The organism is Kocuria sp. p3-SID1428 (assembly GCF_025149945.1).
Classification (GTDB): Bacteria; Actinomycetota; Actinomycetes; order Actinomycetales; family Micrococcaceae; genus Kocuria.
Genome location: NZ_JALXVH010000041.1, coordinates 1 through 23,562, shown reverse-complemented (window position 1 = coordinate 23,562; position 23,562 = coordinate 1). Strand labels below are relative to the sequence as shown.

Annotated in this window: 23 protein-coding genes; 6 read left to right on the top strand and 17 right to left on the bottom strand. The window is 71.1% G+C overall.

The genetic code is table 11. The features are described 5' to 3' along the window. Positions 1–48: 48 nt before the first annotated feature. Positions 49–1,149: an S-(hydroxymethyl)mycothiol dehydrogenase gene (locus tag M3E84_RS09430; protein WP_259895931.1), complete on the top strand. Its 1,101-nt coding sequence runs from the start codon at positions 49–51 to the stop codon at positions 1,147–1,149. Further along, positions 1,146–1,856 carry an MBL fold metallo-hydrolase gene (locus M3E84_RS09425; protein ID WP_259895930.1) on the top strand — a complete coding sequence of 237 codons (711 nt, stop codon included), beginning with the start codon at positions 1,146–1,148 and terminating at the stop codon, positions 1,854–1,856. The genes M3E84_RS09430 and M3E84_RS09425 overlap by 4 nt, the downstream gene beginning before the upstream one ends. Before the next feature lie 21 nt (positions 1,857–1,877). Here the strand turns inward: M3E84_RS09425 and M3E84_RS09420 are convergent, their stop codons facing one another. Beyond that, positions 1,878–3,641 carry a hypothetical protein gene (locus M3E84_RS09420; RefSeq protein ID WP_259895929.1) on the bottom strand — a complete coding sequence of 588 codons (1,764 nt, stop codon included), beginning with the start codon at positions 3,639–3,641 and terminating at the stop codon, positions 1,878–1,880. Between the two features lie 140 nt (positions 3,642–3,781). On the opposite strand from M3E84_RS09420, the gene M3E84_RS09415 reads away from it, so the two are divergent. Next, positions 3,782–4,990, top strand: coding sequence for an ADP-ribosylglycohydrolase family protein (locus M3E84_RS09415; RefSeq protein ID WP_259895928.1), 1,209 nt, complete (start codon positions 3,782–3,784; stop codon positions 4,988–4,990). Between the two features lie 36 nt (positions 4,991–5,026). On the opposite strand, the gene M3E84_RS09410 is transcribed toward M3E84_RS09415, so the two are convergent. The 7 genes from M3E84_RS09410 to clpS form a co-directional block, all read right to left on the bottom strand. Beyond that, positions 5,027–5,896, bottom strand: coding sequence for a phosphotransferase family protein (locus M3E84_RS09410; protein ID WP_259895927.1), 870 nt, complete (start codon positions 5,894–5,896; stop codon positions 5,027–5,029). A 1-nt stretch (position 5,897) separates the two neighbouring features. After that, the gene (gene rdgB, locus M3E84_RS09405) at positions 5,898–6,665 is read right to left on the bottom strand and encodes an RdgB/HAM1 family non-canonical purine NTP pyrophosphatase (protein WP_259895926.1); all 768 of its coding nucleotides are present in this window, start codon (positions 6,663–6,665) and stop codon (positions 5,898–5,900) included. After that, positions 6,658–7,434 (bottom strand): ribonuclease PH, encoded by a 777-nt coding sequence (gene rph / locus M3E84_RS09400; protein ID WP_259895925.1) that lies wholly within the window; start codon positions 7,432–7,434, stop codon positions 6,658–6,660. The genes rdgB and rph overlap by 8 nt, the downstream gene beginning before the upstream one ends. A 66-nt stretch (positions 7,435–7,500) precedes the next feature. After that, on the bottom strand, positions 7,501–8,397 hold the full coding sequence (locus tag M3E84_RS09395; protein ID WP_259895924.1) for an MBL fold metallo-hydrolase: 897 nt from the start codon (positions 8,395–8,397) through the stop codon (positions 7,501–7,503). Then, positions 8,394–9,389 carry a glutamate racemase gene (gene murI, locus M3E84_RS09390; RefSeq protein ID WP_259895923.1) on the bottom strand — a complete coding sequence of 332 codons (996 nt, stop codon included), beginning with the start codon at positions 9,387–9,389 and terminating at the stop codon, positions 8,394–8,396. The genes M3E84_RS09395 and murI overlap by 4 nt, the downstream gene beginning before the upstream one ends. A 104-nt stretch (positions 9,390–9,493) precedes the next feature. After that, positions 9,494–10,087: a DUF2017 domain-containing protein gene (locus M3E84_RS09385; RefSeq protein ID WP_259895922.1), complete on the bottom strand. Its 594-nt coding sequence runs from the start codon at positions 10,085–10,087 to the stop codon at positions 9,494–9,496. Next, complete coding sequence (gene clpS, locus M3E84_RS09380; RefSeq protein WP_259895921.1) at positions 10,087–10,446, bottom strand: ATP-dependent Clp protease adapter ClpS; 360 nt, start codon at positions 10,444–10,446, stop codon at positions 10,087–10,089. Before clpS ends, M3E84_RS09385 begins: the two co-directional genes overlap by 1 nt. 87 nt (positions 10,447–10,533) lie before the next feature. On the opposite strand from clpS, the gene M3E84_RS09375 reads away from it, so the two are divergent. Further along, a complete protein-coding gene (locus M3E84_RS09375) occupies positions 10,534–11,871 on the top strand; it encodes a nicotinate phosphoribosyltransferase (protein ID WP_259895935.1) in 1,338 nt (445 codons plus the stop codon). Between the two features lie 14 nt (positions 11,872–11,885). Then, positions 11,886–12,506, top strand: coding sequence for an isochorismatase family protein (locus M3E84_RS09370; protein WP_259895920.1), 621 nt, complete (start codon positions 11,886–11,888; stop codon positions 12,504–12,506). Positions 12,507–12,585: 79 nt separating this feature from the next. Here the strand turns inward: M3E84_RS09370 and M3E84_RS09365 are convergent, their stop codons facing one another. The 5 genes from M3E84_RS09365 to M3E84_RS09345 form a co-directional block, all read right to left on the bottom strand. After that, on the bottom strand, positions 12,586–14,343 hold the full coding sequence (locus M3E84_RS09365) for a DEAD/DEAH box helicase (protein WP_259895934.1): 1,758 nt from the start codon (positions 14,341–14,343) through the stop codon (positions 12,586–12,588). Between the two features lie 216 nt (positions 14,344–14,559). Then, positions 14,560–14,877, bottom strand: coding sequence for a DUF3039 domain-containing protein (locus M3E84_RS09360; RefSeq protein WP_259907244.1), 318 nt, complete (start codon positions 14,875–14,877; stop codon positions 14,560–14,562). Positions 14,878–14,950: 73 nt separating this feature from the next. Further along, positions 14,951–16,663, bottom strand: coding sequence for a hypothetical protein (locus tag M3E84_RS09355; protein WP_259895919.1), 1,713 nt, complete (start codon positions 16,661–16,663; stop codon positions 14,951–14,953). Beyond that, positions 16,645–17,439 (bottom strand): ABC transporter ATP-binding protein, encoded by a 795-nt coding sequence (locus M3E84_RS09350; RefSeq protein WP_259895918.1) that lies wholly within the window; start codon positions 17,437–17,439, stop codon positions 16,645–16,647. The genes M3E84_RS09355 and M3E84_RS09350 overlap by 19 nt, the downstream gene beginning before the upstream one ends. A gap of 117 nt (positions 17,440–17,556) precedes the next feature. Next, entirely contained in the window at positions 17,557–18,552 is a 996-nt protein-coding gene (locus M3E84_RS09345; protein ID WP_259895917.1) for a co-chaperone YbbN, read from the bottom strand. Between the two features lie 101 nt (positions 18,553–18,653). Here M3E84_RS09345 and nucS point away from each other — a divergent pair, with 101 nt between their 5' ends. Further along, positions 18,654–19,349, top strand: a complete 696-nt coding sequence (nucS, locus tag M3E84_RS09340) for an endonuclease NucS (RefSeq protein ID WP_259895916.1) — start codon at positions 18,654–18,656, stop codon at positions 19,347–19,349. 78 nt (positions 19,350–19,427) lie between these two features. On the opposite strand, the gene murA is transcribed toward nucS, so the two are convergent. The 4 genes from murA to M3E84_RS09320 form a co-directional block, all read right to left on the bottom strand. Beyond that, positions 19,428–20,702 (bottom strand): UDP-N-acetylglucosamine 1-carboxyvinyltransferase, encoded by a 1,275-nt coding sequence (murA, locus tag M3E84_RS09335; RefSeq protein ID WP_259895915.1) that lies wholly within the window; start codon positions 20,700–20,702, stop codon positions 19,428–19,430. Positions 20,703–20,827: 125 nt separating this feature from the next. Next, positions 20,828–21,106 carry a F0F1 ATP synthase subunit epsilon gene (locus tag M3E84_RS09330; protein WP_259895914.1) on the bottom strand — a complete coding sequence of 93 codons (279 nt, stop codon included), beginning with the start codon at positions 21,104–21,106 and terminating at the stop codon, positions 20,828–20,830. Between the two features lies 1 nt (position 21,107). Beyond that, the gene (gene atpD, locus M3E84_RS09325) at positions 21,108–22,571 is read right to left on the bottom strand and encodes a F0F1 ATP synthase subunit beta (protein WP_259895913.1); all 1,464 of its coding nucleotides are present in this window, start codon (positions 22,569–22,571) and stop codon (positions 21,108–21,110) included. Between the two features lie 64 nt (positions 22,572–22,635). Further along, a complete protein-coding gene (locus M3E84_RS09320) occupies positions 22,636–23,553 on the bottom strand; it encodes a F0F1 ATP synthase subunit gamma (protein ID WP_259895932.1) in 918 nt (305 codons plus the stop codon). Positions 23,554–23,562: the final 9 nt, after the last annotated feature.

Below are 23,562 nucleotides of genomic sequence, written 5' to 3'. Positions count from 1 at the left end.
GGTCGGCGGCGAGCACCAGTCCCGCACGCGCACGAGGAGCGATTCACCATGCATGAAGTCAAGGCCGTTGTCGTCAAGGCCAAGGACGAGGCCCCGGTCGTGGAGACGATCCTGGTCCCGGACCCGGGTCCCGGAGAGGCACTGGTCGACATCCTGACATGCGGCGTCTGCCAGACCGACATGCACTACCAGGTCGGCGGCGTCTCGGACGACTTCCCGTTCCTGCTGGGCCATGAGGCCACCGGACGCGTGGCCGCCATCGGCGAGGGCGTCACGAACATCGCCGTCGGCGACGAGGTCATCCTGAACTGGCGAGCAGTGTGCGGTCAGTGCCGCGCCTGCCACCGCGGCGAGCCCTGGTACTGCTTCGACACCCACAACGCCACGCAGAAGATGACCCTGCAGGACGGCACCGAGCTCGAGCCCGCCCTGGGCATCGGTGCGTTCGCGGAGAAGACCCTGGTCGCCGCCGGACAGTGCACCCGCATTCCGGGCGAGGCCCTGGAGCCCCAGCAGCGCGCTGCCGTCGGCCTGCTCGGCTGCGGTGTGACCGCAGGCCTGGGCGCGGTGCTCAACACCGGCGCCGTGAAGCGCGGCGAGTCCGTGGCCGTGATCGGCTGCGGCGGCGTGGGCACTGCGGCGATCGCCGGCGCCCAGCTTGGCGGGGCCACGCGGATCATCGCGGTGGACCTCGACGACGAGAAGCTCTCCACCGCCGAGTCCTTCGGTGCCACGCATACGGTGAACTCGAAGGAGAAGGACCCCGTCGAGGCCATCCGGGAGATCACCGGAGGACACGGAGCCGACCTGGTGATCGATGCCGTGGGCATCGCCCCCACGTTCCGCCAGGCCTTCGAGGCCCGCGATCTCGCCGGGCGCATGGTGCTGGTGGGCGTGCCGGAGCCCGGCACGACCGCCGAGCTCCCGCTGGACGAGGTCTTCGGCCACGGCGGGTCCATCAAGTCCGCCTGGTACGGGGACACGCTGCCCGAGCGCGACTTCCCCATGTTCGTGGACCAGTACCGCCTGGGGCGCCTGGACCTGGACGGGTTCGTCTCCGAGCGGATCACCATGGAAGACGTCCAGCCGGCGTTCGAGAAGATGAAGCAGGGCCGTGTCCTGCGCTCTGTCGTGGAGGTGTCGGAATGAGCACTGCTCCAGAGACCATCGCCCTGTCCGCCGACGGCTCGGTGCGTGTCGAGCGCGTCGTGACCAGCGGGACCTTCTCCCTCGACGGCGGCACCTGGGAGGTCGAGAACAACGTCTGGATCCTCGGCGACGACCAGCGCTGCCTGGTGATCGATCCCGCGCACTCGCCGGAGGCGGTGCAGGCGGCCGTGGCTGGCCGCGAGGTCACAGCGGTCGTGCTGACCCACGGCCATGACGACCACGTGGGCGTCGCCCCGCAGGTGGCCGAGATGCTCGGGTCGCAGACCTGGCTGCACCCGGCGGACCGCGTCCTGTGGGATGCCACGCACCCGGATGCTGCTCCCGATCACGAGATCGACGAGGGCACGCAGTTCTCGATCGGCCCGGTCACCCTCACGGCGCTGCACACTCCCGGCCACGCGCCGGGCTCGGTGTGCCTGCACTCGCCCGATCTGGGCACCGTGGGCGGCGACGGCCTGGTCACCCAGCCGCTGAGCGGCGTCGTGTTCTCCGGCGACACCCTGTTCCAGGGCGGCCCCGGAGCCACGGGACGCTCGTACTCGGACTTCCCCACGATCATCGAATCCATCCGCGAGCGACTGCTGAGCCTGCCCGATTCCACGGCGGTGCTCACCGGTCACGGCGATTCCACCACGATCGGGTCCGAGGCCCCGCACGTGCAGGAGTGGCTCGACCGCGGTCACTGATCGAGCGCGCCGATCCCGGGCTCAGCCCTCCGAGAGCATCCTCGCGACGGACTCGGTGCCCGGGATCGGCCGTTCGCCCGTGAGGTCCAGCGGCACGCGGCTGCGGCGGGCCATCAGCACGAAGGCAGTGGCCAGAAGTGCAGCCGCCGCCAGGACGGGCAGGAGCACGGCCGTCTCGTAGTCGGCGAGCTCGCCGATGACACCGGCCAGTCCCACGCCCAGTCCCATGCCCACCTGGATGAGGACGCTGGTGGCCGACGTGAGTCCGCTGACCTCGCTCAGCGGCGTGATCAGAGGGACCGTGGAGAACACGGCCACGATCGTGGGCCCGATCGCAGCGCCCAGCACCGCCAGCGTGAGGATCATGGTCACCGGCCGCGAGGGCACCGACATCATCAGCGTGGCCAGCACGGTGAGCGCCCCGAAGAGCACCCACAGGTTCCAGGGACGGCGCGGCTGTGCCCCTGCGGTGAGCACCGCCGCCACCGCTGCGGTCAGGCCCAGGGCCGCGAACTGCGCTCCGATGGTCTCGATGGCCTCCACCGAGGCCGTGAAGTAGACCAGGCACATCTGGATCGAGCCCAGCATCAGCCCGATGCATCCGCCTCCCAGCACCGGCAGGAAGCGCATGCGACGCTGTGTGCGCAGCCGGCCCCGCATGGCGGCATTGAGCGTCGGCGGGGAGGGCTCGAGCAGATGGTCCTCGGCGCCCTCGCCCAGGAGGTCGGCGGTGGGATGCAGCAGCAGAGCGGTCGTGCACAGCACGAGCAGCCCTGCAGCGGCCATGATCCCCAGCAGCGGCCCCATGGTGACTGCGAGCACCCCCACGATCAGCGCACCGAGGACCAGCGAGACGGCGTCCATGACCGCGTCGTGGCGCATGCTCGGCAGGATCAGGTCGATCCTGCGGCGCTGCTCCAGGATGGTGCGCCACCGCAGTCTCGTGGCGTTTCCCAGCTGCGGTGCGGACAGCCCTGCCAGCAGGCACAGCAGCCATGGCCATGCCTCCGTGGGCGCAGTCTGAGCCTGCTGCGAGAAGCGGAAGGCCAGCCAGCAGATCACACCCACGTGCACCAGCGTGTGCAGCAGCATGATCCACTGCCGGCGTCTGACATGGTCGCCGCGCACCAGTGCCAGCACGGAGACAGCCTGGCCGAGGTGAACGGCCCCGGCGCAGACCGCGCCCCACAGCTCGTGCCCGGACACGGCGGTCACGTAGGTCAGCACAGTCAGCGGCAGGATGACCGATGGAAGCCGCGCGATCAGGGTGAGCAGGAGGTACCAGCTGGAGACCAGGCCACGCAGCTGCGGGTAGTCCCCCGCCATCAGCGTGCGCAGCCGAGCTCGGCGGGTCGGTCCCACGCTCGCCTCACCCGTGACGGGGCCCTCGGGGACCGCTGTGCTCGAGGGGGACGGCTCCGCGGGGAGATCGCCCGCCAGGTCGAGGTCGGCCGGTGGCCCCGCGGGCGAAGCGCTGGCGCCTCCGGCTGCCTCGGTGCGCTGCGCTGACCCGGTCGCCGGGCTGCCACCGGCGGTGCCCGGCGTCGCGAAGCCGCCGATGGCCAGGGCTCGGTGGCCCCGATCCGGCAGCGGGGTGGCCAGCTCGCCGTGTCCGGACTCGGACGGCGCCGCCGCCCCGGAATCACGGGCGGGGGTGCCCGAAGCGGGACCCGACCTTCCGGAGGACCCGGGCTCGCCCCTGCCTTTGGAAGGCACCGGCGGGGAGCCGGCGGCATGGTCGGCTGCGGATTCGCGGCCGCTGCCGGAGCTGGGCCTGTCGCTCATGGGGCTCCTGGCTGCGTGCTGACGGATGCGTGGCGGCACCGGCCCTCGCGGTGCTCGGGACCCAGCCTATCGTCGAGGCACAGGACCGCCCCGACGGCGCCGCTTCGGGGCGCGTCCTGCGGCGCTCCTAGAATGAGGCCATGACCGCTGACTCGTCCTCTCCTGCGCTCTTGCCCGATCAGAGCCCCGCCGGTGACCTGCCCGGCAGCGCCGATCGCGTGCGCGCCGTCATGCTCGCAGCGGCGCTGGCCGACGCGCTGACGGCGCGCCTCGAACCCGCGCTGCCCCGGACAGCCCCGGCCGCGTCCTTCAGCCCGGGCACCGGCTCCGGTGCCGCCTTCGGGACGGCCCTCGAGTCTGCCCCGAACGATCCGCAGCCGGAGGCGCTGCGCATCAGCGCCGACACCCAGCTGACCCTCTACACGATGGACGGGCTGCTCGAGTCGATCGAGTGGGCCGCAGCCGGAGAGGGCGCCGATGAGACGGCCTGCCAGTGGCTGGCGCAGCTGCGCTGGCTGCGCACTCAGGACGTCGAATGGCCGGAGTCCGCGCCCTCCCCGCTGCCGCGCTGGATCGACTCCCACGAGGTCCTGCACGCGGATCACGGGCATCAGGGCGAGACCCTGGAGGCGCTGCTCACCGGGAGCATGGGCCTCGTGGAGCGCCCTGTCCTGCCGCAGGCCCAGGATCGCACCGCGGTGATCCGCTCGATCCCGTACGGTCTGCTGCCGGTCGGCTGGCGCTCCGTGGCGCCGCTGAGCATCGACGCCGCGGCCATCACCCACGGACGAGCAGAGGCGCAGACCGCCACGACCGCCCTGGCGCTGATGCTGCAGGCTGCCCAGGTCGAAGGGTGCAGGGGCACGCAGGCGCCTATGCGAGCAGCCGCGCAGGCTGCCCTGGAGGTCGTGGATCAGCTCACCCGCCCCACCCGGGGCACGACTGAGCCGCTGCGGGCGGTCCTTGACGAAGGCGACCCGGACCGCGCCTCTGAGCAGCCGCAGAGCACCTCGGCCCTCCGGGAGCAGGCCTCCCCAGGCCGCAGCCGGATCCTCGACGAGGAGCCACCGGAGTCCTCGTCGCGCGCGCTGGCCATCGGTCTGCGCTGCGCCCTGGAGGCAGAGCACACGGCGGCACCGGCCCCGGAGCAGTTCGAGATCGCGGTGGCCGCGGCCCGCCGGGAGCAGGGCTCCGAGGCCCGCGGCAGCGCCTCGCTGGCCGCAGCCCTGCTCGCGGCCGCCCATGGCGGTGCAGTGCTCGCAGCACAGCCGCTCGGACGGCTGGAGGCCCGCGAGGTCATCGAGCAGGCCTGCCGACGCTGGGTGCAGCTGCTCGGTCTCGAGGACTGAGCCGCCCGCATCGCCACCGGAGGGGCCTCCGGTGTCTCAGCGTCGCAGCAGTGACCTCAGACGGGTGTCGATCCATTCATCGGCCCGGGCCACGGCCTGGTTGACCTGTGCGGTGTCCAGGTCCTGGACCAGCGTGTAGGCCACCGACTGCATGGGCATGATCCGGGCATGCAGTCTGGCCCGGTGAAGGGTCTCGGGCGGAAGGGCGCCGTCGAGCGTGGACCAGCCGTAGGAGCAGGCCAGCGCGGCCACGTCCTGCGCGGGATCGCCCAGGCTGGCGTGGTCCCAGTCGATCACCCCGGAGAGCTTCTCCCCGGCCCAGATCATGTTCTGGCCCATCAGGTCCGAGTGCACCAGGTGCGGGGCCACGGTCTCCAGCTCGGCCAGCTCTCCGATGGCCCGCCGGGCCAGCTCGCGGTTGCGCGGGAGCAGGCGCGGCACGACGTCGTCGAGCATGATGCGACGGCGTCGATGGCCGCCCCAGTGCTGTCCGGGACGGTCCAAGGAGGCCTCGAACGACGCGGTGTCGGTCTCCCACAGCTGCTCGAGAAGGGAGGTCAGCTGACCGGTGTCGACTCGGCCCCAGCGGTGCTCGCCATGCACCCAGGACAGGGCCACCGCCGCATGGCCGCGGCTGCTGTGCACGCGGCTCAGCGGCCGCGGCGTGGCGAAGGAGTACTCGGGAAGATGCGAGAGGACCTCGGTGCGCCGCGCCAGGCTGCGCTTGGCGGCGGGGTTCTTGGCGATGCGCACGCACAGCCTCTCGTCGATCCCGACGACCACGTGCGCGGACCCGCTCGTGATGACCCGCCATGTGCTCGGATCAGGGTGCTCCCCGATCTCTCGCAGGGCGGCATCGACCACGTCGGCGTACGGGAGCATGCGCTTCATGCCCAGCGCGACCACCTCAGCGCTCCTCTCCCGGCGCCTGCGCGGAGGGTTCCTGGGCCAGCAGCGCGACCAGATGCGCAGCCAGGGCCGCCATGGCCCGGCCCCGGTGGCTGATCCGGTTCTTGTGCTCCGGATCGAGCTGGGCGCAGGAGAGCTCCAGGCCGTCGGGTCGCAGGACCGGGTCGTAGCCGAAGCCGTGCTCGCCGACCGGCTCGCGCAGCAGCGTGCCGCGCAGGTGCCCGAACTCGACGTGCTCGGCGCCCTCGGGTGTCACCAGCGCCGCCGCGCAGACGAAGCCGGCCGCCCGGTGCTCATCGCCGATATCGCCCAGCTGGGCCAGCAGCAGCTCGAGATTGGCGGTGTCGTCGCCGTGGCGCCCGGCCCAGCGCGCCGAGAAGATGCCGGGGGCTCCGTGCAGGACGTCGACGGCCAGCCCGGAATCATCCGCCACGGCGGGCAGCCCGGAGGCGCGGGCGGCGGCGTGCGCCTTGAGCAGCGCATTGGCCTGAAAGGTCGTGCCGGTCTCGCGGACGTCGGGAAGGCCCAGGGAACCGGCGTCCACCACGGCTCGCTCGACGTCCAGCTCGGGCAGTCGATCTGCGATCATGGCCCGCAGCTCGGCGAGCTTGCCGGCGTTGTGCGTGGCCAGGACCAGACGCGCCTCCGGCGGGATGCTCACCGCAGGTTCGGAGGCACCTGGCTCGGGGTCCTCCGGGGCGGAGTCGACGGACCCGCCGGGCGCGGCCGGTGCGACCTCCCGCGCGGCATCGGGCTGCTCAGGCATCCCGCGCCTCCGCGAGCGTGGCCTCCTGGATCTGCGCCAAATCGGCGCAGCCGGCGAGCGCCAGGTCGAGCAGGCCGTCGAGCTCACCGCGATCGAACGGAGCGCCCTCGGCGGTGCCCTGGACCTCCACGAAGGTCCCGGAGCCGGTGACGACCACGTTCATGTCGGTCTCGGCCCGGACGTCCTCGACATAGGGCAGGTCGAGCATGGGGACGCCGTCGATGATCCCCACCGAGACGGCGGCCACCGAATCGGTGAGCGGGTCCCCGGTGACGAGGCCCTTTCGCCTGGCCCAGGTCATGGCCTCGCTCAGCGCCACGTAGGCGCCGGTGATCGACGCGGTGCGGGTCCCGCCGTCCGCCTGGAGGACATCGCAGTCCAGCACCACGGTGTTCTCGCCGAGGGCCTGCAGATCGATCACGGAGCGCAGCGACCTGCCGATCAGCCGGGAGATCTCATGGGTGCGCCCCCCGATCTTGCCCTTGACCGACTCGCGCTGCGAGCGCGTGCCGGTGGCCCGGGGAAGCATGGCGTACTCCGCCGTGACCCAGCCGCGGCCCTCGCCGCGCAGCCACCGGGGCACGCCCTCGGTGACCGAGGCGGTGCACAGCACGCGAGTCTGTCCGAACTCGATCAGGGCCGAGCCCTCGGCCTGCGAGGACCAGCCCCGTGTGATGGTGATGGGGCGCAGCTCGTCGACGGCGCGGCCGTCGGCGCGGGGTCCGCTGCCGGATGAGGGAGCGGCGGGGGTCTCAGCCACAGGAGTCATGGCCGACAGCCTAGTCTCGCGCAGGGGCGAGCGGCCAGCCGCACGGCGGGCGAGCCCTCCGGGGCCTCAGCGGGTCTCGGCCCCTCGCGTGTTGGGATCGATCACGCGCATGGTGGTCGTGGTGGTCGGCACCGAGCGCCCGCGTGCCAGCACCCGCCCCGCGGTCCGATCCATATCCGCCACGATCCGGTACGAGGTCGATGGCTGCGCCAGGGAGATCGGGCCCGTGAAGGCCACGGCAGCCTCCCTCACGGCGCGCGTGGGCGAGTTCCAGACCGGCAGATGCGTGAGCATCAGCTCATCGGCATCGGCGGCGTCCGCGGTCTGCCCGGCGCGGAGCCCGGTGAGGTGGATCCCCCGATAGGTGTCGCGGTCCTCGTGATAGGCCGCCTCGCACAGGAAGAGATCTGCGCCGCGGGCGGCCTCGGTGAGCCCGTCGCAGGCATCGGTGTCGCCGGAGTAGGTCAGCACGCTGTTGCCGTCGGCTCCGTCGTACTCGATGCGCAGCGCGAACGGATCCTCGACCGGATGCTCGACCCGGTACGGGGTGATGCGGAACGGGCCGATCTCCACGGCCCGGCCGTCCTCCCACTGCCCGATCGTGAACTCGTTCTCGATCGTCTCCGCGGAGTCCAGGACGTGGGCGGCCTCCATGTAATCCATCATCCCAGCCGGGCCCCAGACCGGGACCGGGCCGGCCTCCCAGCCGCGCGGATCCCACTTCACCGCCACGTGCAGCCCCGCCAGGTCGACGCAGTGATCCGGGTGCAGGTGGCTGATCAGGACGGCATCGATCTCCGAGAGCTCGATGTGGCGCTGCAGCGCGCCCAGCGACCCGTTGCCGAGGTCCATGAGCACCCGCCAGGTCCGACCCTCATGATCGGTTCCGGTGAGCAGGTAGCAGGAGGCAGGGGAATCGGGGCCGGCGAACGAGCCGGTGCAGCCGATCACGGTCAGGATCATGAGACGGAGCCTTCATCGTCGGAGGCGCGGACAGGGGACGGACCGGCGGAGGCGCGGTCCTTCATGGCGGCGTGCTCGGCGAGCATCTGCGAGCTCACCTGGGACAGCGAGCCCGTGGGGAACTGCTCGGCCACCGAGCCCACGTGGCGCACCGCCGTGACCTCCGGGCCCAGGAAGCGCCGGGCCAGGATCTGGAAGGGCTCCGGGTCCCCCGTGGCCAGGAACTCGTGGGGCTCCTGCGTCGGCTGAACCCGGGCCAGGTCATGGCGCACCAGGGCGCGATAGACGTCCTTGGCGGTCTCCTCCGCGGAGGAGACCAGCGTGACCGTCTCCCCCATGACATACGAGATCACGCCGGTGAGCAGAGGGTAGTGGGTGCACCCGAGCACGAGGGTGTCCACCCCGCGCTCCTGCAGCGGGCGCAGATACTCCTGCGCGGTCTCGAGGACCTCAGGGCCCGTGGTGACGCCGGCCTCGACGAACGGCACGAAGCGCGGGCAGGCCACGGAGCGCACCTCGAGCTGCGGAGCGGCCGCGAAGGTGTCCTCGTAGGCCCGCGAGCCCACGGTGGCCTGGGTGGCGATCACGCCGATGCGGCCGTTGCGCGTGGAGGAAACGGCCCGGCGCACGGCCGGCTGGATGACCTCCACCACGGGGATGCCGTAGGCGCGCGTGTAGCGCTCCCGGGCATCGCGCAGGACGGCCGCCGAGGCGGTGTTGCAGGCGATGACCAGCAGCTTGACCCCGGAGTCCACCAGCTCGTCCATGATCCGCAGCGCGTGGGCGCGGACCTCGGCGATCGGCAGCGGACCGTAGGGGCCGTTGAGGGTGTCGCCCACATAGACGATCCGCTCATCCGGCAGCTGGTCGATGATCGCCCGGGCGACCGTCAGCCCGCCCACGCCGGAATCGAACACTCCGATGGGAGCATCGGGCGACGGACCCTCGACGGGTCCGTCTGCCGCTTCTGTGATCCCCGGAATCTCGCGCATAGGGCACCCAGGGTAGACCGGTGCCGCTCAGCAGCCTGAACCGCGCGCCGACGAGGTCACGGAGATCACTTCACACGATGACTCATGCGCAGCCCTAATCCCTGTCAGAGGCCATGCGGCGACTGGTCGTCCGCCTCGTCATCCTCCGGCAGCTCCAGCAGCATGGCCTGGATCAGGGAGTCCTGCAGCCACGAGACGAACCCGTAGACGACGGCCATGTAGGTCTCGGTGTCCTTGGGCTTCTTCCCGGAGGCCTTCTCCACGCGGCGGGCCTCCGCCTCCGAGTCGATGCCCAGCCGTGTCGAAAGCACCAGGCGGATGTCGTTGAGCGCCCGGGAGACGTCGATGGCCCCGGAGGGGCTCAGCCGCACGGGGTCGGATTCGAAGGCCAGCGCAGCCGCGCGCAGCGAGGCGACCTTCTGCTCGCGCAGGGAGCGGTCCGTGAAGCGGCGGAACTCCTCCGCCTGCCCGGGGTCCTGGCTGCCTGCCGGCAGCAGGCGCGCCACGGCCGGGTCCTCCGGCGCCTCGACGGGCCCGTCCCCGCCGAGCAGGGCCTCGAGCGGGTCGGCCTGCGGATCGGCCTGCTCCGGCTCGAGCAGGCCGATGATGTCCTGGCACAGCCTGACCAGCAGCCCGCGTTCGTCCGCCGACAGCCGCGCCGTCAGGCCGTGGGCCCCCGAGCGGAATCCGTGCGCCATCAGCTGCGCCCCCCGTCCGCGTCCTGGCCTCCGCCTGCGCGCTCGTAGGTGGCCATCAGGCCATAGCCGTGCAGGGCGGCGACATGGCGCTCGGCCTCCTCCAGAGTACCCTCGGCCACGATCGCCCGGCCCCGCTCGTGGACCTCGAGCATCAGCGCGTGGGACTTGGCCTGCGAGAAGCCGAAGTGCGTGCGGAAGACCCAGGTCACCCACGACATGAGATTCACGGGATCGTCCCAGACCACCACGTGCCACGGGATCTCCAGGGCGGTGCGCTGGGCGGTGTCGACCTCCGGGCGCTCATCCAGATCCGGACCGAGGCCGATGAGGGGCGTGCGGGTTCTCGTGCTGAGCTCCATAATGTGCCCCATCGTAGGCACCGGTCCCGACAGCGCATCATGAGGACCATGCCCGGGGACGGGACCGCACGGCGGGCGGCCAGTACAGTGGCCTGCGTGGAATCGAGCAACCGGACCTGGTCCCCCGCCCCGACGTCGCTGATGACGGATCACTACGAGCTGACCATGCTGCAGGCCGCCCTGCGCGACGGCACCGCGCAGCGGCGCAGCGTCTTCGAGGTCTTCTCCCGCCGCCTGCCCGCCGGACGCCGCTACGGCGTCGTGGCCGGCACGGGGCGCTTCCTCGAGGGACTGGCGAGCTTCCGCTTCGACGAGGACCGCCTGGCCTTCCTGGAGCGCACCGGCGTGGTGGATGCCGCCACCCTCGAGTGGCTCGCGGACTTCCGCTTCACCGGCGACATAAGCGGCTATGCCGAGGGCGACCTCTGGTTCCCGCACTCGCCGATCCTGCGCGTGGAGTCCACGTTCGCCGAGGCCTGCATCCTGGAGACCTACCTGCTCTCGGTGCTCAACTACGACTCCGCCGTGGCCTCCGCCGCCTCCCGCATGATCACCGCCGCGGGCGAGCGCCCGTGCCTGGAGATGGGCTCGCGCCGGGCCTCTGAGGAGTCCGCCGTGGCCGCTGCCCGTGCGGCCGTGATCGCGGGCTTCGCAGGGACCTCCAACCTCGAGGCCGGCTATCGCTATGACCTGAAGACCGTCGGCACCTCGGCGCATGCGTTCACGCTGCTGCACGACGACGAGGAGGCGGCCTTCCGCTCCCAGCTCGAGACCATGGGCGTGGGGACCACGCTGCTGGTGGACACCTACGACGTCGAGAAGGCGGTGCGCCTGGCCGTCGAGCTCGCCGGTCCGCAGCTAGGGGCCGTGCGCGTGGACTCCGGGGACCTGGTGGATCAGGCCGGTCGCGTGCGCGCCCTGCTCGACAGCCTGGGCAATCGCGACACCCGCATCACCGTGACCTCCGATCTCGATGAGCACGCGATCGCAGCGCTGGCCGCTGCCCCCGTGGACTCCTACGGCGTGGGCACCAGACTGGTCACCGGCTCCGGGGCCCCCACGTCCTCCATGGTCTACAAGCTCGTGGCCCGCGAGGGCGCCGATGGGCAGCTCGTCTCCGTGGCCAAGGCCTCATCCGGCAAGGTTTCCGTCGGCGGGCGCAAGTCGGCGCTGCGCCGCCTGGATCCGCGCGGCACCGCGACCCACGAGATCGTGGGGGTGGGCCACGATCCCGCCGACGACGGCGACGACCGCCCCCTGATGCAGGACTTCGTGCGCGGAGGCGAGCTGGTCGACGGCTGGACCGGCCCCAAGGGCGTCCAGCGCGCCCGGCAGCGCCACGCCGACTCCGTGCGGGAGCTCCCGCGCTCGGCCACCCGCCTCTCCGAGGGCGAGGCCGCGATCCCCACCGTGCTCGAGAACTGAAGGGAACCCTCCTCATGCGCACCGCACTGATCGTCGTCGACGTCCAGAACGACTTCTGCGAGGGCGGCTCGCTGGCCGTCGACGGCGGCTCGGACGTCGCAGCGGCGATCTCCGAGCACATCGAGCAGCACCACGGGGACTACGAGGCGATCGTGGGGACCCTGGACTGGCACATCTCGCCGGGCTCGCACTTCTCCGAGGACCCTGATTTCCGGACCTCGTGGCCCGTGCACTGCGTGGCCGAGACCGAGGGCGCCGACACCCACGACGAGTTCGAGACCGACCGCATCGAGGCCTGGTTCCGCAAGGGCGAGTACGAAGCCGCCTACTCGGGCTTCGAGGGCGTCCTGGCCCCGGAGACCTCCACGCCCCTGGGGGCGGTGGAGGAGGACGACGAGGCCGACGACGAGGAGCCGATCGGCCTGGACGACTGGCTGCGCGATCGGGAGATCGAGGCCGTGGACATCGTGGGCCTGGCCGCCGATCACTGCGTGCGCGCCACCGCCCTGGACGCCGCCGACGCCGGCTACGAGACCCGGGTGCTGCTGAGCCTGAGCGCCGCCGTCTCCCCCGATTCCCTCGAGTTCGTCATCGACGAGCTCGGCGACGCAGGCGTGGAGGTCGTGCGCGACTGACGGGGCCCCGCCTCGCACCGACGCGCTGCGCCTGCTGCGGCGGGACTTTCCGCATCGAAGCGTCTCGCCCCGGTGCGTCCTACTTCCGCCCCACGAACCAGTTCTGCATCTTGGCGATCCGCGCCTCGATCTGCTCCTCGGTGGCCTGGGCCACGGCCGGTCCCCCGCACTCGCGGCGCAGGTCGTTGTGGATCACGCCGTGCGGCGTGCCCGTGCGCGCGGACCAGGCCGAGACGTTCTGCGACAGCTTCTTGCGCAGCTCCTTGAGCCGGCGGTGATCCGGAACGGACGACGCCTGCTGCGACTGATCGGCTGCCGACTGCGAGCGCCGACGGGCGTGCTCGGACTGCCGCTCGCGCAGCAGCGTGGTGACCTGCTCGGCATCCAGCAGCCCGGGGATGCCCAGGTAGTCGGCCTCCTCGTCGGTTCCGGCGGCCACTCCGCCGCCGAACTCGCCGCCGTCGAAGAGCACGCCGTGGAAGGACGCGTCCGATTCGAGGGCCTTGAACTCGCCGCCGGCCAGCTGCGAGGACGCCTTCTCCTCGCGATTGGCGGCGGCGAGCTCGTCGTCGTCCCACCCCTGCTCGGAGAGGTCCACGAAGTCCGGGCCCTGGGCGACCGGGCGGTCCAGGGCGTGATCGCGTTCCAGCTCCATCTCGTTGGCGTGCGACATCAGCAGCGGCACCGAGGGCAGGAAGATCGAGGCGGTCTCCCCCCGCTTGCGCGAGCGCACGAAGCGCCCGACGGCCTGGGCGAAGAACAGCGGGGTGGAAGTCGAAGTGGCGTAGACGCCCACGGCCAGGCGGGGGACGTCGACGCCCTCGGAGACCATGCGCACCGCCACCATCCAGCGCTGGTCCCCTTCCGCGAAGGCCTCGATCCGCTCGGAGGCGCCCTTGTCGTCCGAGAGGACCACCGCGGGCTGCTCCCCCGTGATCCGCTCGAGCAGCGCGGCGTAGGCCTTGGCATCCTGGTGATCGGTCGCGATCACGAGCGCCCCGGCGTCCGGGACGGTACGCCGGACCTCGGTGAGGCGGCGATCGGCGCCCTGCAGCACGGACGGGATCCAGGCGCCGTCGGGAGCCAGAGCCGTGCGCCAGGCGTGGGCGGTGATCGACTTGGTGAAGCCCTCGCCTAGCTCGGCGGCCATCTCCTCCCCAGCCGAGGTGCGCCAGCGCATCTGCCCCGAGTAGGCCATGAAGATCACGGGGCGCACCACGTGGTCCTTCAGAGCGTCGCCGTAGCCGTAGGTGTAGTCGGCCTTCGAGCGCCGGATGCCGTCCTTGTCCTCCTGGTACGTCACGAACGGGATCGGGGAGGTGTCCGAGCGGAACGGCGTGCCGGTCAGTGCGAGTCGGCGCGCGGCCGGATCGAAGGCCTCCTTCAGGCCATCTCCCCAGGAGCGGGAGTCGCCGGCGTGGTGGATCTCGTCCATGATCACCAGCGTGCGCCCCTGCTCGGTGCGGGCCCGGTGCAGCAGCGGCTTCATGCCGACCTGCGCGTAGGTCAGCGCCACCCCGATGAATCCTCGGGCGTGGCTGCCGTCGGCGTTCTTGAAGTTGGGGTCGATCGCCAGATTCACGCGCGCGGCGGCATCCGCCCACTGCCGCTTGAGGTGCTCGGTGGGGCACACCACCGTGATCCGATTGATGGTCCCGCGGTCCACGAGCTCGCGGGCCAGACGCAGTGCGAACGTGGTCTTGCCGGCACCCGGCGTGGCCACTGCCATGAAGTCGCGAGGCTCGGCGGCGAAGTACTTCTCCAGGGCCTCGGCCTGCCAGGCGCGCAGCTTGCCTGCGGTGCCCCAGGCGGCGCGCTCAGGGTAGGCGGGGGGCATCTCGGCGGCGGGACCGCCGAAGAGCGAGGGCTGGGAGTCATCGGACACGGGCGAGGCAGGTCCTTTCGCGGATCGCGCAGCGGGCCTCCGGCGGACGCGCTGCAGGGGCGCCCCGCTGGCGCGGCGGGGCTGGAGAAGGCGGAGCTGACGGTTCGGACGGGGCGCACGAGCAAGGCCCCGTCGATCCCGACGGGGCCGAGTGCGCGAGGGCTCAGATCACTTGCCGCCGTCCTGCGGAGCGCGCAGGCCGTCGTAGATCTCCTTGCAGGTGGGGCACACCGGGAACTTCTCCGGGTCGCGTCCCGGGACCCAGACCTTGCCGCACAGCGCGATCACGGGATCGCCGGTCACGGCCGACTCCGTGATCTTCTCCTTGCGGACGTAGTGGGCGAAGCGCTCGTGATCGCCGGGCTCCTCGAAGGTGCGGGTCTCCTCCCGCTCGAGGGTCGAGGTGCCGCCGACGGGCTCGGTCGAGGTGCCCCCGCCGAAGGGCCAGGGACCCGCCACGGGGAGGGTGTCGTCGTGGAAGCTCATAGCGGACAGTGTACTCCGCGGCCCCGACAGCACCCGGCCCCGGCGCGGTGGGCGGCGCCGGGGCCGCGGCCTGTCATGAGCGGTAGGACGAGACCTGCTGGTAGAGCTCCGGTGCTCGGGCCTCGAGCCACCGACCACCGATGACCACGCCGCCGAAGGCCAGGCCCAGCCCTGCGATGATGCCGACGGCCAGGCCGATCCAGCCCCACAGGGCCTGCCCGGTGAGCATGTGCACCACCAGCGGAATGCCGGCCAGCATCATCGCCGCACCGATCAGGAGCATGACGGCCATCTGCATCAGCACGTTGAGGAACGTGAATCCCGGGGGCGTCTTCAGGGGCGAATCACCGGGAAGCGGCACGGGATACGTGTAGCGCGCCGAGAGCACGCAGCTGATCCCGCCGCCGCCGAGCAGGCCCAGCAGGGCCATGCCGATCACGCCGGGCAGCAGGTGCCAGGTCTGGGTCATCGCCGCGCCGAAGATCAGGGCGGCGATGCTCAGCACCCCTCCCACGACGATCAGGGAGATCAGCCTGCCCAGGCGGTCGTCGCGCCCGCGGAGCCCGCTGAGCACGTGCAGGCTGAAAGCGGAGTGGTCGTAGGCCACATCGGCCGAGATCGCGAAGCCCATCATGGCGGCCACGAGCGGGCCGGCGAACAGCAGGGGCCCACCCTCCCCGGACCCGGTGTTGAACCACAGCAGCCCTAGCAGCACGGGGATCATCACGATCGAGGCCGCGTAGCGGGGATCCTTGAGCCAGTAGATGATGCTGCGCGCCGCCACGGCCGCCCAGGGCGCAGCGGGCACCCGGCCCAGCAGCCCGACACCGCGCACGCGCGCGCCGGACCCGCGCGCCGGAGCTGTCGCGTGCTCCAGGGAGCGCTCCAGCAGGCGCATCCACAGCAGCCACACGACGGCGCCGGTCGCAGCGACCACGGCCAGTCGGGCGACGGCCGCGAGCAAGGCTCCGTCCGCCAGATCGGCGGGGATCGCCCACAGTGCTCCCCAGGGGGTCCAGGAGGCCGCCGCTGCGATCTGCTCGAGGTCGAGCGCACCGCTTGCCACGAGCCCGGTCAGACCGCCGATCAGGGGCCCCATCAGGATCAGGATCGCCAGGCCCAGCACGGAGGCGGCGTCGCCGACCAGTCGGCTGCGCTGCAGCCCCTCCAACGCAGCCGCCAGACAGCGGTTGCCCAGGACCATCAGCACCCAGCCGATGGGGACGAGCACGAGCCAGCACAGCAGTGCCGCAGCGCTGGTTCTCCAGGCCAGGCTCAGCGCCAGCAGTCCCAGCAGCGTGACGGGGCCCGCGAGCCCGACGGCCGCGCTGAGCAGCTGTCCCAGTGCCAGCCCGGCGCGCGGGACGGGATACAGGGCGAATCTCCCGGCATGCACCGTGGCATCGGCGCGGCCGGTGACCAGCGAGGCCACCCACCAGCCGATGGTGGCGACGGCCCCGGCCAGCACGACCGGCACCGCGACCTCCCGGGGCTCGGCTCCCGCACCGCCCGTCCAGGCCACGCCGACGACGGTGGCCACGAGACCCAGCAGGTAGAGCCCTCCCAGGATCGTGCCCACCAGGGTCCACGTGCTGCGGCGCATGGATGCAGCCGTGAGCCGGGCCTTGAGGCCCACGACCAGCCGCGCAGTGGCGAGCACCGACGGGCCCTGGATGCTCGACCTCGCGCCAGGGGCGGGCAGGGCGGCGGCATTGCTGGTCGCGGCCTCCCGCACGTCGGTCTGCGGGCCGCCGTCGTGCTGGTGGTTCATCGGGGCTTCAGCCACGTCAGCTCCTCTCCGGCCCCCTCGACGCCGCCGACGGTCTGTACGAAGACCTCCTCGAGCGAGCGGTCCCCGCGGACCTCCTCGACGGTTCCGGCAGCCTTCAGCACGCCGTCGTCCATGATCGCGACGTGGTCGCACATCCGCTGGACCAGGTCCATCACGTGGCTGGAGACGATCACCGTGCCGCCGGCCTGGGCGAAGCCGTGCAGCAGCTCGCGGATCCGCGCCGCCGAGACGGGGTCGACGGCCTCGAACGGCTCGTCGAGCACCAGCAGATCCGGGGCGTGGATCATGGCCGCGGCCAGCGCGATCTTCTTGGTCATGCCGGCCGAGTAGTCCTGCACCGCCGTGCCCGCGGCCTCCATGAGGTCCATGGCCTGCAGGAGGTCCTCGGTGCGCTCGGCGACCGTCTCGCGGTCCATGCCGCGCAGCAGACCGGAGTACGTCACGAGCTGACGACCGGCCAGGCGGTCGAAGTGCCGCACGCCGTCTGGCAGCACCCCCATCCGGGCCTTGGCGGCCCGAGGATCCGACCAGACATCGATCCCGGAGACCAGGGCCCGGCCCTCGGTGGGGCGCAGCAGGCCGGTGAGCATGGACAGCGCTGTGGTCTTGCCGGCGCCGTTGCGGCCCACCAGGCCGTAGAAGGCCCCGCGGGGCACATCCAGGCTCAGCCGGTCGACGGCCACCGAGGGCTCCTTGGACGACCCGAAGACCTTCGTGAGTCCTCGCAGGCTCACCGCGGATTCGGAGGGCGAGATGGGGGTCTGTGTCATGAGTCCCACCATAGGCACGACGGTGCCCCGGCGACCTCCCCCGCCGGGCGGAGGATCACCGGGGCACGGATCGCTGCCTCCTTCCCCGGAAGGAGGCAGCGATCATCGAGGACGTGCTCAGAACAGCGCGCGCATCAGCTGTCCGCGAGCCGCCACCACACGGGGATCCTCCGAGCCCACGACATCGAAGAGCTCGACCAGGCGCTGGCGGACGGTCTCGCGCTGCTCCCCCGCGGTGCGGCGCACGAGCTGGAGCAGCCGGGTGAAGGCGTCCTCCACATGACCGCCCGAGACATCCAGATCCGCCACGTCCAGCTGGGCGGCGATGTCCTGCTGGTCCTGTGCTGCGGCCTGGCGCACCGCGGCGGCGTCCATGGCGGTCACCCGGCGCAGCAGCTCGACCTGGGCCAGGGCGAGCTTGGCCTCGTGATCGCCCGGGTTCTCCTTCAGGGCCTGCTCGTAGCTGGCCTTGGCGCCGTCGAGGTCACCGGCCTCCAGCTTGTCCACGGCCTCCTGGTGCAGCGGCGGCAGCGGCTTGGCCTGCTCCTCGTCCTGTCCGGAACTCGGCTCGGCAGTGCCGGTGACGCCGTTCTGCTCGGCCAGCTGCAGCAGCTCGTCGAGCAGGGAGCTCAACTGCTCGGCGGGGATCGCGGACTGCCCGATCGGCACCGGGCGCCCGCCGATCATGGCCACCGTGGTGGGCACCGACTGGGCCTGCAGCGCCTCGGCGATCTGGGGCAGCTTCTCGATATCCACCGCGCCCAGCACCAGACGACCGGCGCGCTGATCGATCTGCTCGGCGACCTGGTCCACGAAGGTGCGGGACTGCTCGGAGTAGGTGGCCCACAGGACCAGCACGACCGGCACGCTCGCCGACTGCTCGGCGACGGCCTGGAACTGCTCGACGGTCTCGATGTCCCGGCGGTAGCCTCCGCTCTGACCGGCACCGCTCTGGGGCTGGGCCTGAGCGCCGTCTGCCGGAGCAGAGGCGGCCTGGCCGAGGTCGACGGCTCCGCGCACCGAGGCCGGCAGCTGCTGTGCCTGGTCATCCTGCGGTGCGGAATCCGGCGCACCGGTGCCTGCGGGGATTCGGGGATCGTTCGGAATGCTCATGCTCCCGATTCTAACGACGGCCTCGCCGCGCCCCCCCCCGCGTGAGGCCTCCGTTCTCGCTGTCGGCGCACGGGTGCGCCGGCTGTGGGAGTCTGTCGGCCGTGCGCTGTGTGATCGCTGACTGCTCCGTCGACTACGAGGGCCGCCTGAAGGCCCATCTGCCGCTGGCCCGTCGCCTCCTGCTGGTGAAGGCCGACGGATCCGTGCTCGTGCATTCGGATGGGGGCAGCTACAAGCCCCTGAACTGGATGTCTCCCCCGGCACGGCTCACCGAGACCGCCCCGGACGAAGACCAGGCTGCCGCCGGCGTCACCGAGGTGTGGACGGTCAGTGCGGTGAAGTCCGACGACGTCCTGCGCGTGCTCATCCACGCTCGCCACGAGGAGCTCTCCCACGAGCTCGGCATCGACCCGGGGCTGATCAAGGACGGCGTGGAGGCGGACCTGCAGCGCCTGCTGGCCGAGCAGCTGGACCTGGTCTCCACGGGCACCACGCTCGTGCGCAGGGAGTTCCCCACGGCGATCGGCCCGGTGGACATCCTGGCCCGCGATGCCTCCGGAGCCACGATCGCGATCGAGCTCAAGCGCCGCGGCGACATCGATGGCGTGGAGCAGCTGACGCGCTATCTCGAGCTGCTCAACCGCGATCCGCGCCTGGCACCGGTGCGCGGCATCTTCGCCGCCCAGCAGATCAAGCCGCAGGCCCGGACCCTGGCGGCAGACCGGGGCATCGACTGCCTCACGCTCGACTACGACGCCATGCGCGGCGTGGACGACGTCGACTCCAGGCTCTTCTGAGAGACCGGCTCTGACGGCTCAGGGGCTGGAGGCGCTGCCCGGCCCCTCCAGCCCCTGAGCACTTCCGCGCGGGCCTTGTCAGAAGCCGCCCTGCAGACGTCGGTCCACGGCGGCTCCGACGGCCGTCAGGTTCTCCACGAAGTGCTCGTAGCCGCGGTCGATGTGCTCCACGCCGCCGACCACCGTCTCGCCGTCGGCGCGCATGCCCGCAATCACCAGCGCGGCACCGGCACGGATGTCCATGGCCTCAACGGGCGCGCCGGAGAGCTCATCCACCCCGTTGAGCCAGGCATGGTGACCGTCCAGGCGAACATCCGCACCAAGGCGCTCGAGCTCGGCGGTGAAGCCCCAGCGGGCCTCGAAGACGTTCTCGGTGATCATCCCGGGACCGTCGGCCACCGCGTTGAGCGCCACGGCGAACGGCTGCAGGTCCGTGGGAAAGCCCGGGTACGGGAAGGTCGAGAAGTTCACCGGGCTGGGACGCTGCGGGCCTCGCACGCGGAAGCCGTCGTCGTGCACCTCGATCTCGCAGCCGGCGTCGCGCAGCTTGTCGAGCACGACCTCCATGTGGCCGGCCTCCGCTCCCTGCACCAGGACCTCTCCCCCGGTGATCGCCGCGGCGAAGGCCCAGGTCCCGGCCACGATGCGATCCGGCACGGTGCGGTGGACGACCGGGCGCAGACGCTCCACGCCGGTGATCGTGAGCGTGGCGCTGCCGATCCCGTCGATCTGCGCTCCCATGTCCTGGAGCATGAGGCAGATGTCCACGATCTCCGGCTCGCGGGCCACGTTGTCCAGCACGGTGACGCCGTCGGCCAGTGTGGCCGCGGTCATGAGGTTCTCGGTGGCTCCCACAGACGGGTACGGGAGCCGGTAATGGGCGCCGTGCAGCCGCCCGTCGACAGAGGTCTTCAGGTAGCCGCCCTCGGTGCGCAGGTGCGCGCCCATGGCCTCCAGACCGGCGCGGTGCATGTCCAGGCCGCGGGTGCCGATGGCATCGCCGCCGGGCACGGCCACCTCGGCCGCACCGCTGCGCACCGTGAGCGGCCCCAGCACGGAGATCGAAGCCCGCATGGCACGCACGAGGTCGTAGTCGGCCTGATGATGCAGGTCCTCCGGGACATCGATCGCCACGGTGCGGGCCGTGCGGTCGTAGTCGACCTGGCAGCCCAGGCGCCGCAGCAGCTCCGCCATGATCGAGACGTCGTGGATCTCCGGGACGTTCGTGATCGTGGAGCGGCCCTCAGCCAGCAGCGTGGCCGCCATCAGCTTGAGGACGCTGTTCTTGGCCCCACGGACCGGCAGCGTCCCGTTCACCGACGTGCGGCCGCGGACGACGATCTTGTCTTCCATGTTCTGGCTCTTCCTGCTCTGCCGGCCCGCAGCACATCGGGTGATGACGGATGTGCCGCCGGCTGCAACGACATGAGACCGCCCGCCCCCGCAGACGAGGCTGCGGGGGCGGGCGGTCAGATGGATCACTTCTGCGCGGCTGCGCCCTCACTGAAATGATCGGCGACGATGGTCACGCGGTTGCTGTCGACGGAGACGATGCCGCCATCCACACGACCTTCCACGCGGTTGTTGTCGATCGGGTCGATGACCACGCGGCCCTCCTGCAGGACGCCGGCCACCGGGACGTGACCGGCCAGGATGCCGATCTCGCCCTCCATGGTGTTGACGATGACCTGCCGGGCCTGACCGCTCCACACGGACTGGTCGACCTCGACGACCTCGACGATCAGCGGATCAGCCATGTCACTTCTCTCCGGTGGAGCGCTTGATCGAGTCCCACTGCTCCATGACATCGTCCAGGCCGCCGACGTTGTAGAAGGCCTGCTCGGGGACGTGGTCGAGCTCGCCGTCGCAGATCTTCTTGAACGACTCGATGGTCTCCTTGAGCGGGACCGTGGAGCCCTCCACACCGGTGAACTGCTTGGCGGTGTAGGTGTTCTGCGACAGGAACTGCTCGATGCGGCGGGCGCGCGAGACGACGACCTTCTGCTCCTCGGACAGCTCGTCCACACCGAGGATCGCGATGATGTCCTGCAGCTCCTTGTTCTCCTGCAGGATCGACTTCACGCGGGTCGCGACGTCGTAGTGCTCCTGGCCCACGTACTGCGGGTCGAGGATGCGCGAGGTCGAGGCCAGCGGGTCGATCGCCGGGTACAGGCCGCGCGAGGCGATCTCACGGGACAGGTTCGTGGTCGCGTCCAGGTGGGCGAACGTGGTCGCCGGAGCCGGATCCGTGTAGTCATCGGCCGGGACGTAGATCGCCTGCATGGAGGTGATGGAGTGCCCGCGCGTGGAGGTGATGCGCTCCTGCAGGACGCCCATCTCATCGGCCAGCGTGGGCTGGTAGCCCACGGCCGATGGGATGCGGCCCAGCAGGGTCGAGACCTCCATGCCCGCCTGCGTGAAGCGGAAGATGTTGTCGATGAACAGCAGCACGTCCTGGTTCTGCACGTCGCGGAAGTACTCGGCCATGGTCAGGCCGGTCAGCGCGATGCGCAGACGCGTTCCGGGCGGCTCATCCATCTGGCCGAACACCAGGGCGGTGTCCTTGAGCACCCCGGCCTCGTCCATCTCGACCCAGAGGTCGTTGCCCTCACGGGTGCGCTCGCCCACGCCGGCGAACACGGAGGTGCCGCCGAAGTTGCGGGCCACACGGGTGATCATCTCCTGGATGAGCACGGTCTTGCCCACGCCGGCGCCGCCGAACAGGCCGATCTTGCCGCCCTGGATGTAGGGGGTCAGCAGGTCGATCGACTTGATGCCGGTCTCCAGCATCTCGGTCGCGCCCTCGAGCTCAGAGAAGGGCGGGGGGTCCCGGTGGATCGACCAGCGGTCCTTGATCTCGAGCTGGTCCGAGGGGACATCGAGGGAGTCGCCGACCACGTTGAAGATGTGTCCCTTGACGACATCGCCGACGGGCACGGAGATGGGGGCGCCGGTGTCGCGCACCTCGGTGCCGCGGACGAGACCGTCCGTGAGCTGCAGCGAGATGGCGCGGACCATGTTGCCGCCGAGGTGCTGGGCGGTCTCCAGGTTGATCGTCTTCTGCTCGCCCTCGAACACCAGGTCGGTGCTCAGCGCGTTGTAGATCTCCGGCATCTGGTTCTCGGGGAACTCGATGTCGACGACCGAGCCCTTGACGCGGGCGACGCGACCGACGGCGCCAGCGACAGGCGCGGTGTCCTGCTCGTTGATGGTGGAAGTCATGTCTCTCACTTCACTTCTCGTGGGTGGCGTGGGGAAATGCTGCGGCGCCGTGGCGCTGCGGGGATCACAGGGCCTCAGTGGCCGAGACGATCTCCGTGAGCTCCGTGGTGACCTCGGCCTGGCGGGCGTTGTTCATCTGGCGCGTGTACTTGTTGATGAGCTCGCCCGCGTTGTCGCCGGCGGCCTTCATGGCCCGCTGGCGCGAGGCCAGCTCCGAGGCGGCCGCGTGGCACATGCTCGAGTAGATCCGGGCCCGGATGTAGCGCGGCAGCGCGACGTCCAGGAACTCCTCCGGAGACGGCTCGAAGTCGAAGCCGTTGTCTGCGGTGGTCACCTCGCCGTAGGCCTCCGCCACATCGTCCTGGATGTCGTTGGCGTCGACGACCTCCAGCGGCAGCAGCCGCAGCACGGACGGAGTCTGGGTGACCAGCGAATCGAAGCGCGTGTACACCAGGTGGATCTCGTCGATGCCGCCGTCCTCGTAGGGCGTGGTGTAGAGCTCGACCAGCAGCTCGGCGAGCTCCTCGGCCCGCTGCGGCTGGGGGCTGTCGGTGTCGCCCTCGAAGGCCCGCTCGTAGTCGCGGTCGCGGAAGTCGAAGTTCTGCTTGGCCTTGCGTCCGATCAGGTACACCTTGGACTCGGTGCCCTGGTCGTCGAAGCGGGCCATCAGCTTGTCCGTCTTCTTCAGCACGTTGGCCGAGTAGGCACCGGCGAGGCCGCGGTCCGAGCTGAACACGACGACGGCCGAGCGGCGCGAGGTCTCCGTGCGCTGATTGAGCATCGGGTGGCTCGAGGTCCCGGACTGGGACAGCACCTGCGACAGAGCACGGGTCAGCGCGTTGGCGTACGGCGAGGCCGCTGCCAGGCGCTGGCGCGACTTGCTGATGCGCGAAGTCGCGATCATCTCCATCGCCTTGAAGATCTTCTTCATGGACTGCGTGGAGGAGATCTTCTGGCGGTAGACCCGGATCTGGGCTCCCATGAAGCTTCC

Coding starts and splice junctions, on each gene's coding strand:
- M3E84_RS09330 (WP_259895914.1), bottom strand. CDS start 21,106: ATGGCTGATCCGCTGATCGTCGAGGTCGTCGAGGTCGACCAGTCCGTG.
- M3E84_RS09430 (WP_259895931.1), top strand. CDS start 49: ATGCATGAAGTCAAGGCCGTTGTCGTCAAGGCCAAGGACGAGGCCCCG.
- M3E84_RS09360 (WP_259907244.1), bottom strand. CDS start 14,877: ATGAGCTTCCACGACGACACCCTCCCCGTGGCGGGTCCCTGGCCCTTC.
- rph (WP_259895925.1), bottom strand. CDS start 7,434: ATGACTCCTGTGGCTGAGACCCCCGCCGCTCCCTCATCCGGCAGCGGA.
- rdgB (WP_259895926.1), bottom strand. CDS start 6,665: ATGCCTGAGCAGCCCGATGCCGCGCGGGAGGTCGCACCGGCCGCGCCC.
- M3E84_RS09370 (WP_259895920.1), top strand. CDS start 11,886: ATGCGCACCGCACTGATCGTCGTCGACGTCCAGAACGACTTCTGCGAG.
- M3E84_RS09420 (WP_259895929.1), bottom strand. CDS start 3,641: ATGAGCGACAGGCCCAGCTCCGGCAGCGGCCGCGAATCCGCAGCCGAC.
- M3E84_RS09350 (WP_259895918.1), bottom strand. CDS start 17,439: ATGACACAGACCCCCATCTCGCCCTCCGAATCCGCGGTGAGCCTGCGA.
- M3E84_RS09415 (WP_259895928.1), top strand. CDS start 3,782: ATGACCGCTGACTCGTCCTCTCCTGCGCTCTTGCCCGATCAGAGCCCC.
- atpD (WP_259895913.1), bottom strand. CDS start 22,571: ATGACTTCCACCATCAACGAGCAGGACACCGCGCCTGTCGCTGGCGCC.
- M3E84_RS09385 (WP_259895922.1), bottom strand. CDS start 10,087: ATGGCGCACGGATTCCGCTCGGGGGCCCACGGCCTGACGGCGCGGCTG.
- M3E84_RS09320 (WP_259895932.1), bottom strand. CDS start 23,553: ATGGGAGCCCAGATCCGGGTCTACCGCCAGAAGATCTCCTCCACGCAG.
- murA (WP_259895915.1), bottom strand. CDS start 20,702: ATGGAAGACAAGATCGTCGTCCGCGGCCGCACGTCGGTGAACGGGACG.
- M3E84_RS09395 (WP_259895924.1), bottom strand. CDS start 8,397: ATGATCCTGACCGTGATCGGCTGCACCGGCTCGTTCGCCGGCCCCGAT.
- M3E84_RS09365 (WP_259895934.1), bottom strand. CDS start 14,343: ATGCCCCCCGCCTACCCTGAGCGCGCCGCCTGGGGCACCGCAGGCAAG.
- M3E84_RS09425 (WP_259895930.1), top strand. CDS start 1,146: ATGAGCACTGCTCCAGAGACCATCGCCCTGTCCGCCGACGGCTCGGTG.
- clpS (WP_259895921.1), bottom strand. CDS start 10,446: ATGGAGCTCAGCACGAGAACCCGCACGCCCCTCATCGGCCTCGGTCCG.
- murI (WP_259895923.1), bottom strand. CDS start 9,389: ATGCGCGAGATTCCGGGGATCACAGAAGCGGCAGACGGACCCGTCGAG.
- M3E84_RS09345 (WP_259895917.1), bottom strand. CDS start 18,552: ATGAGCATTCCGAACGATCCCCGAATCCCCGCAGGCACCGGTGCGCCG.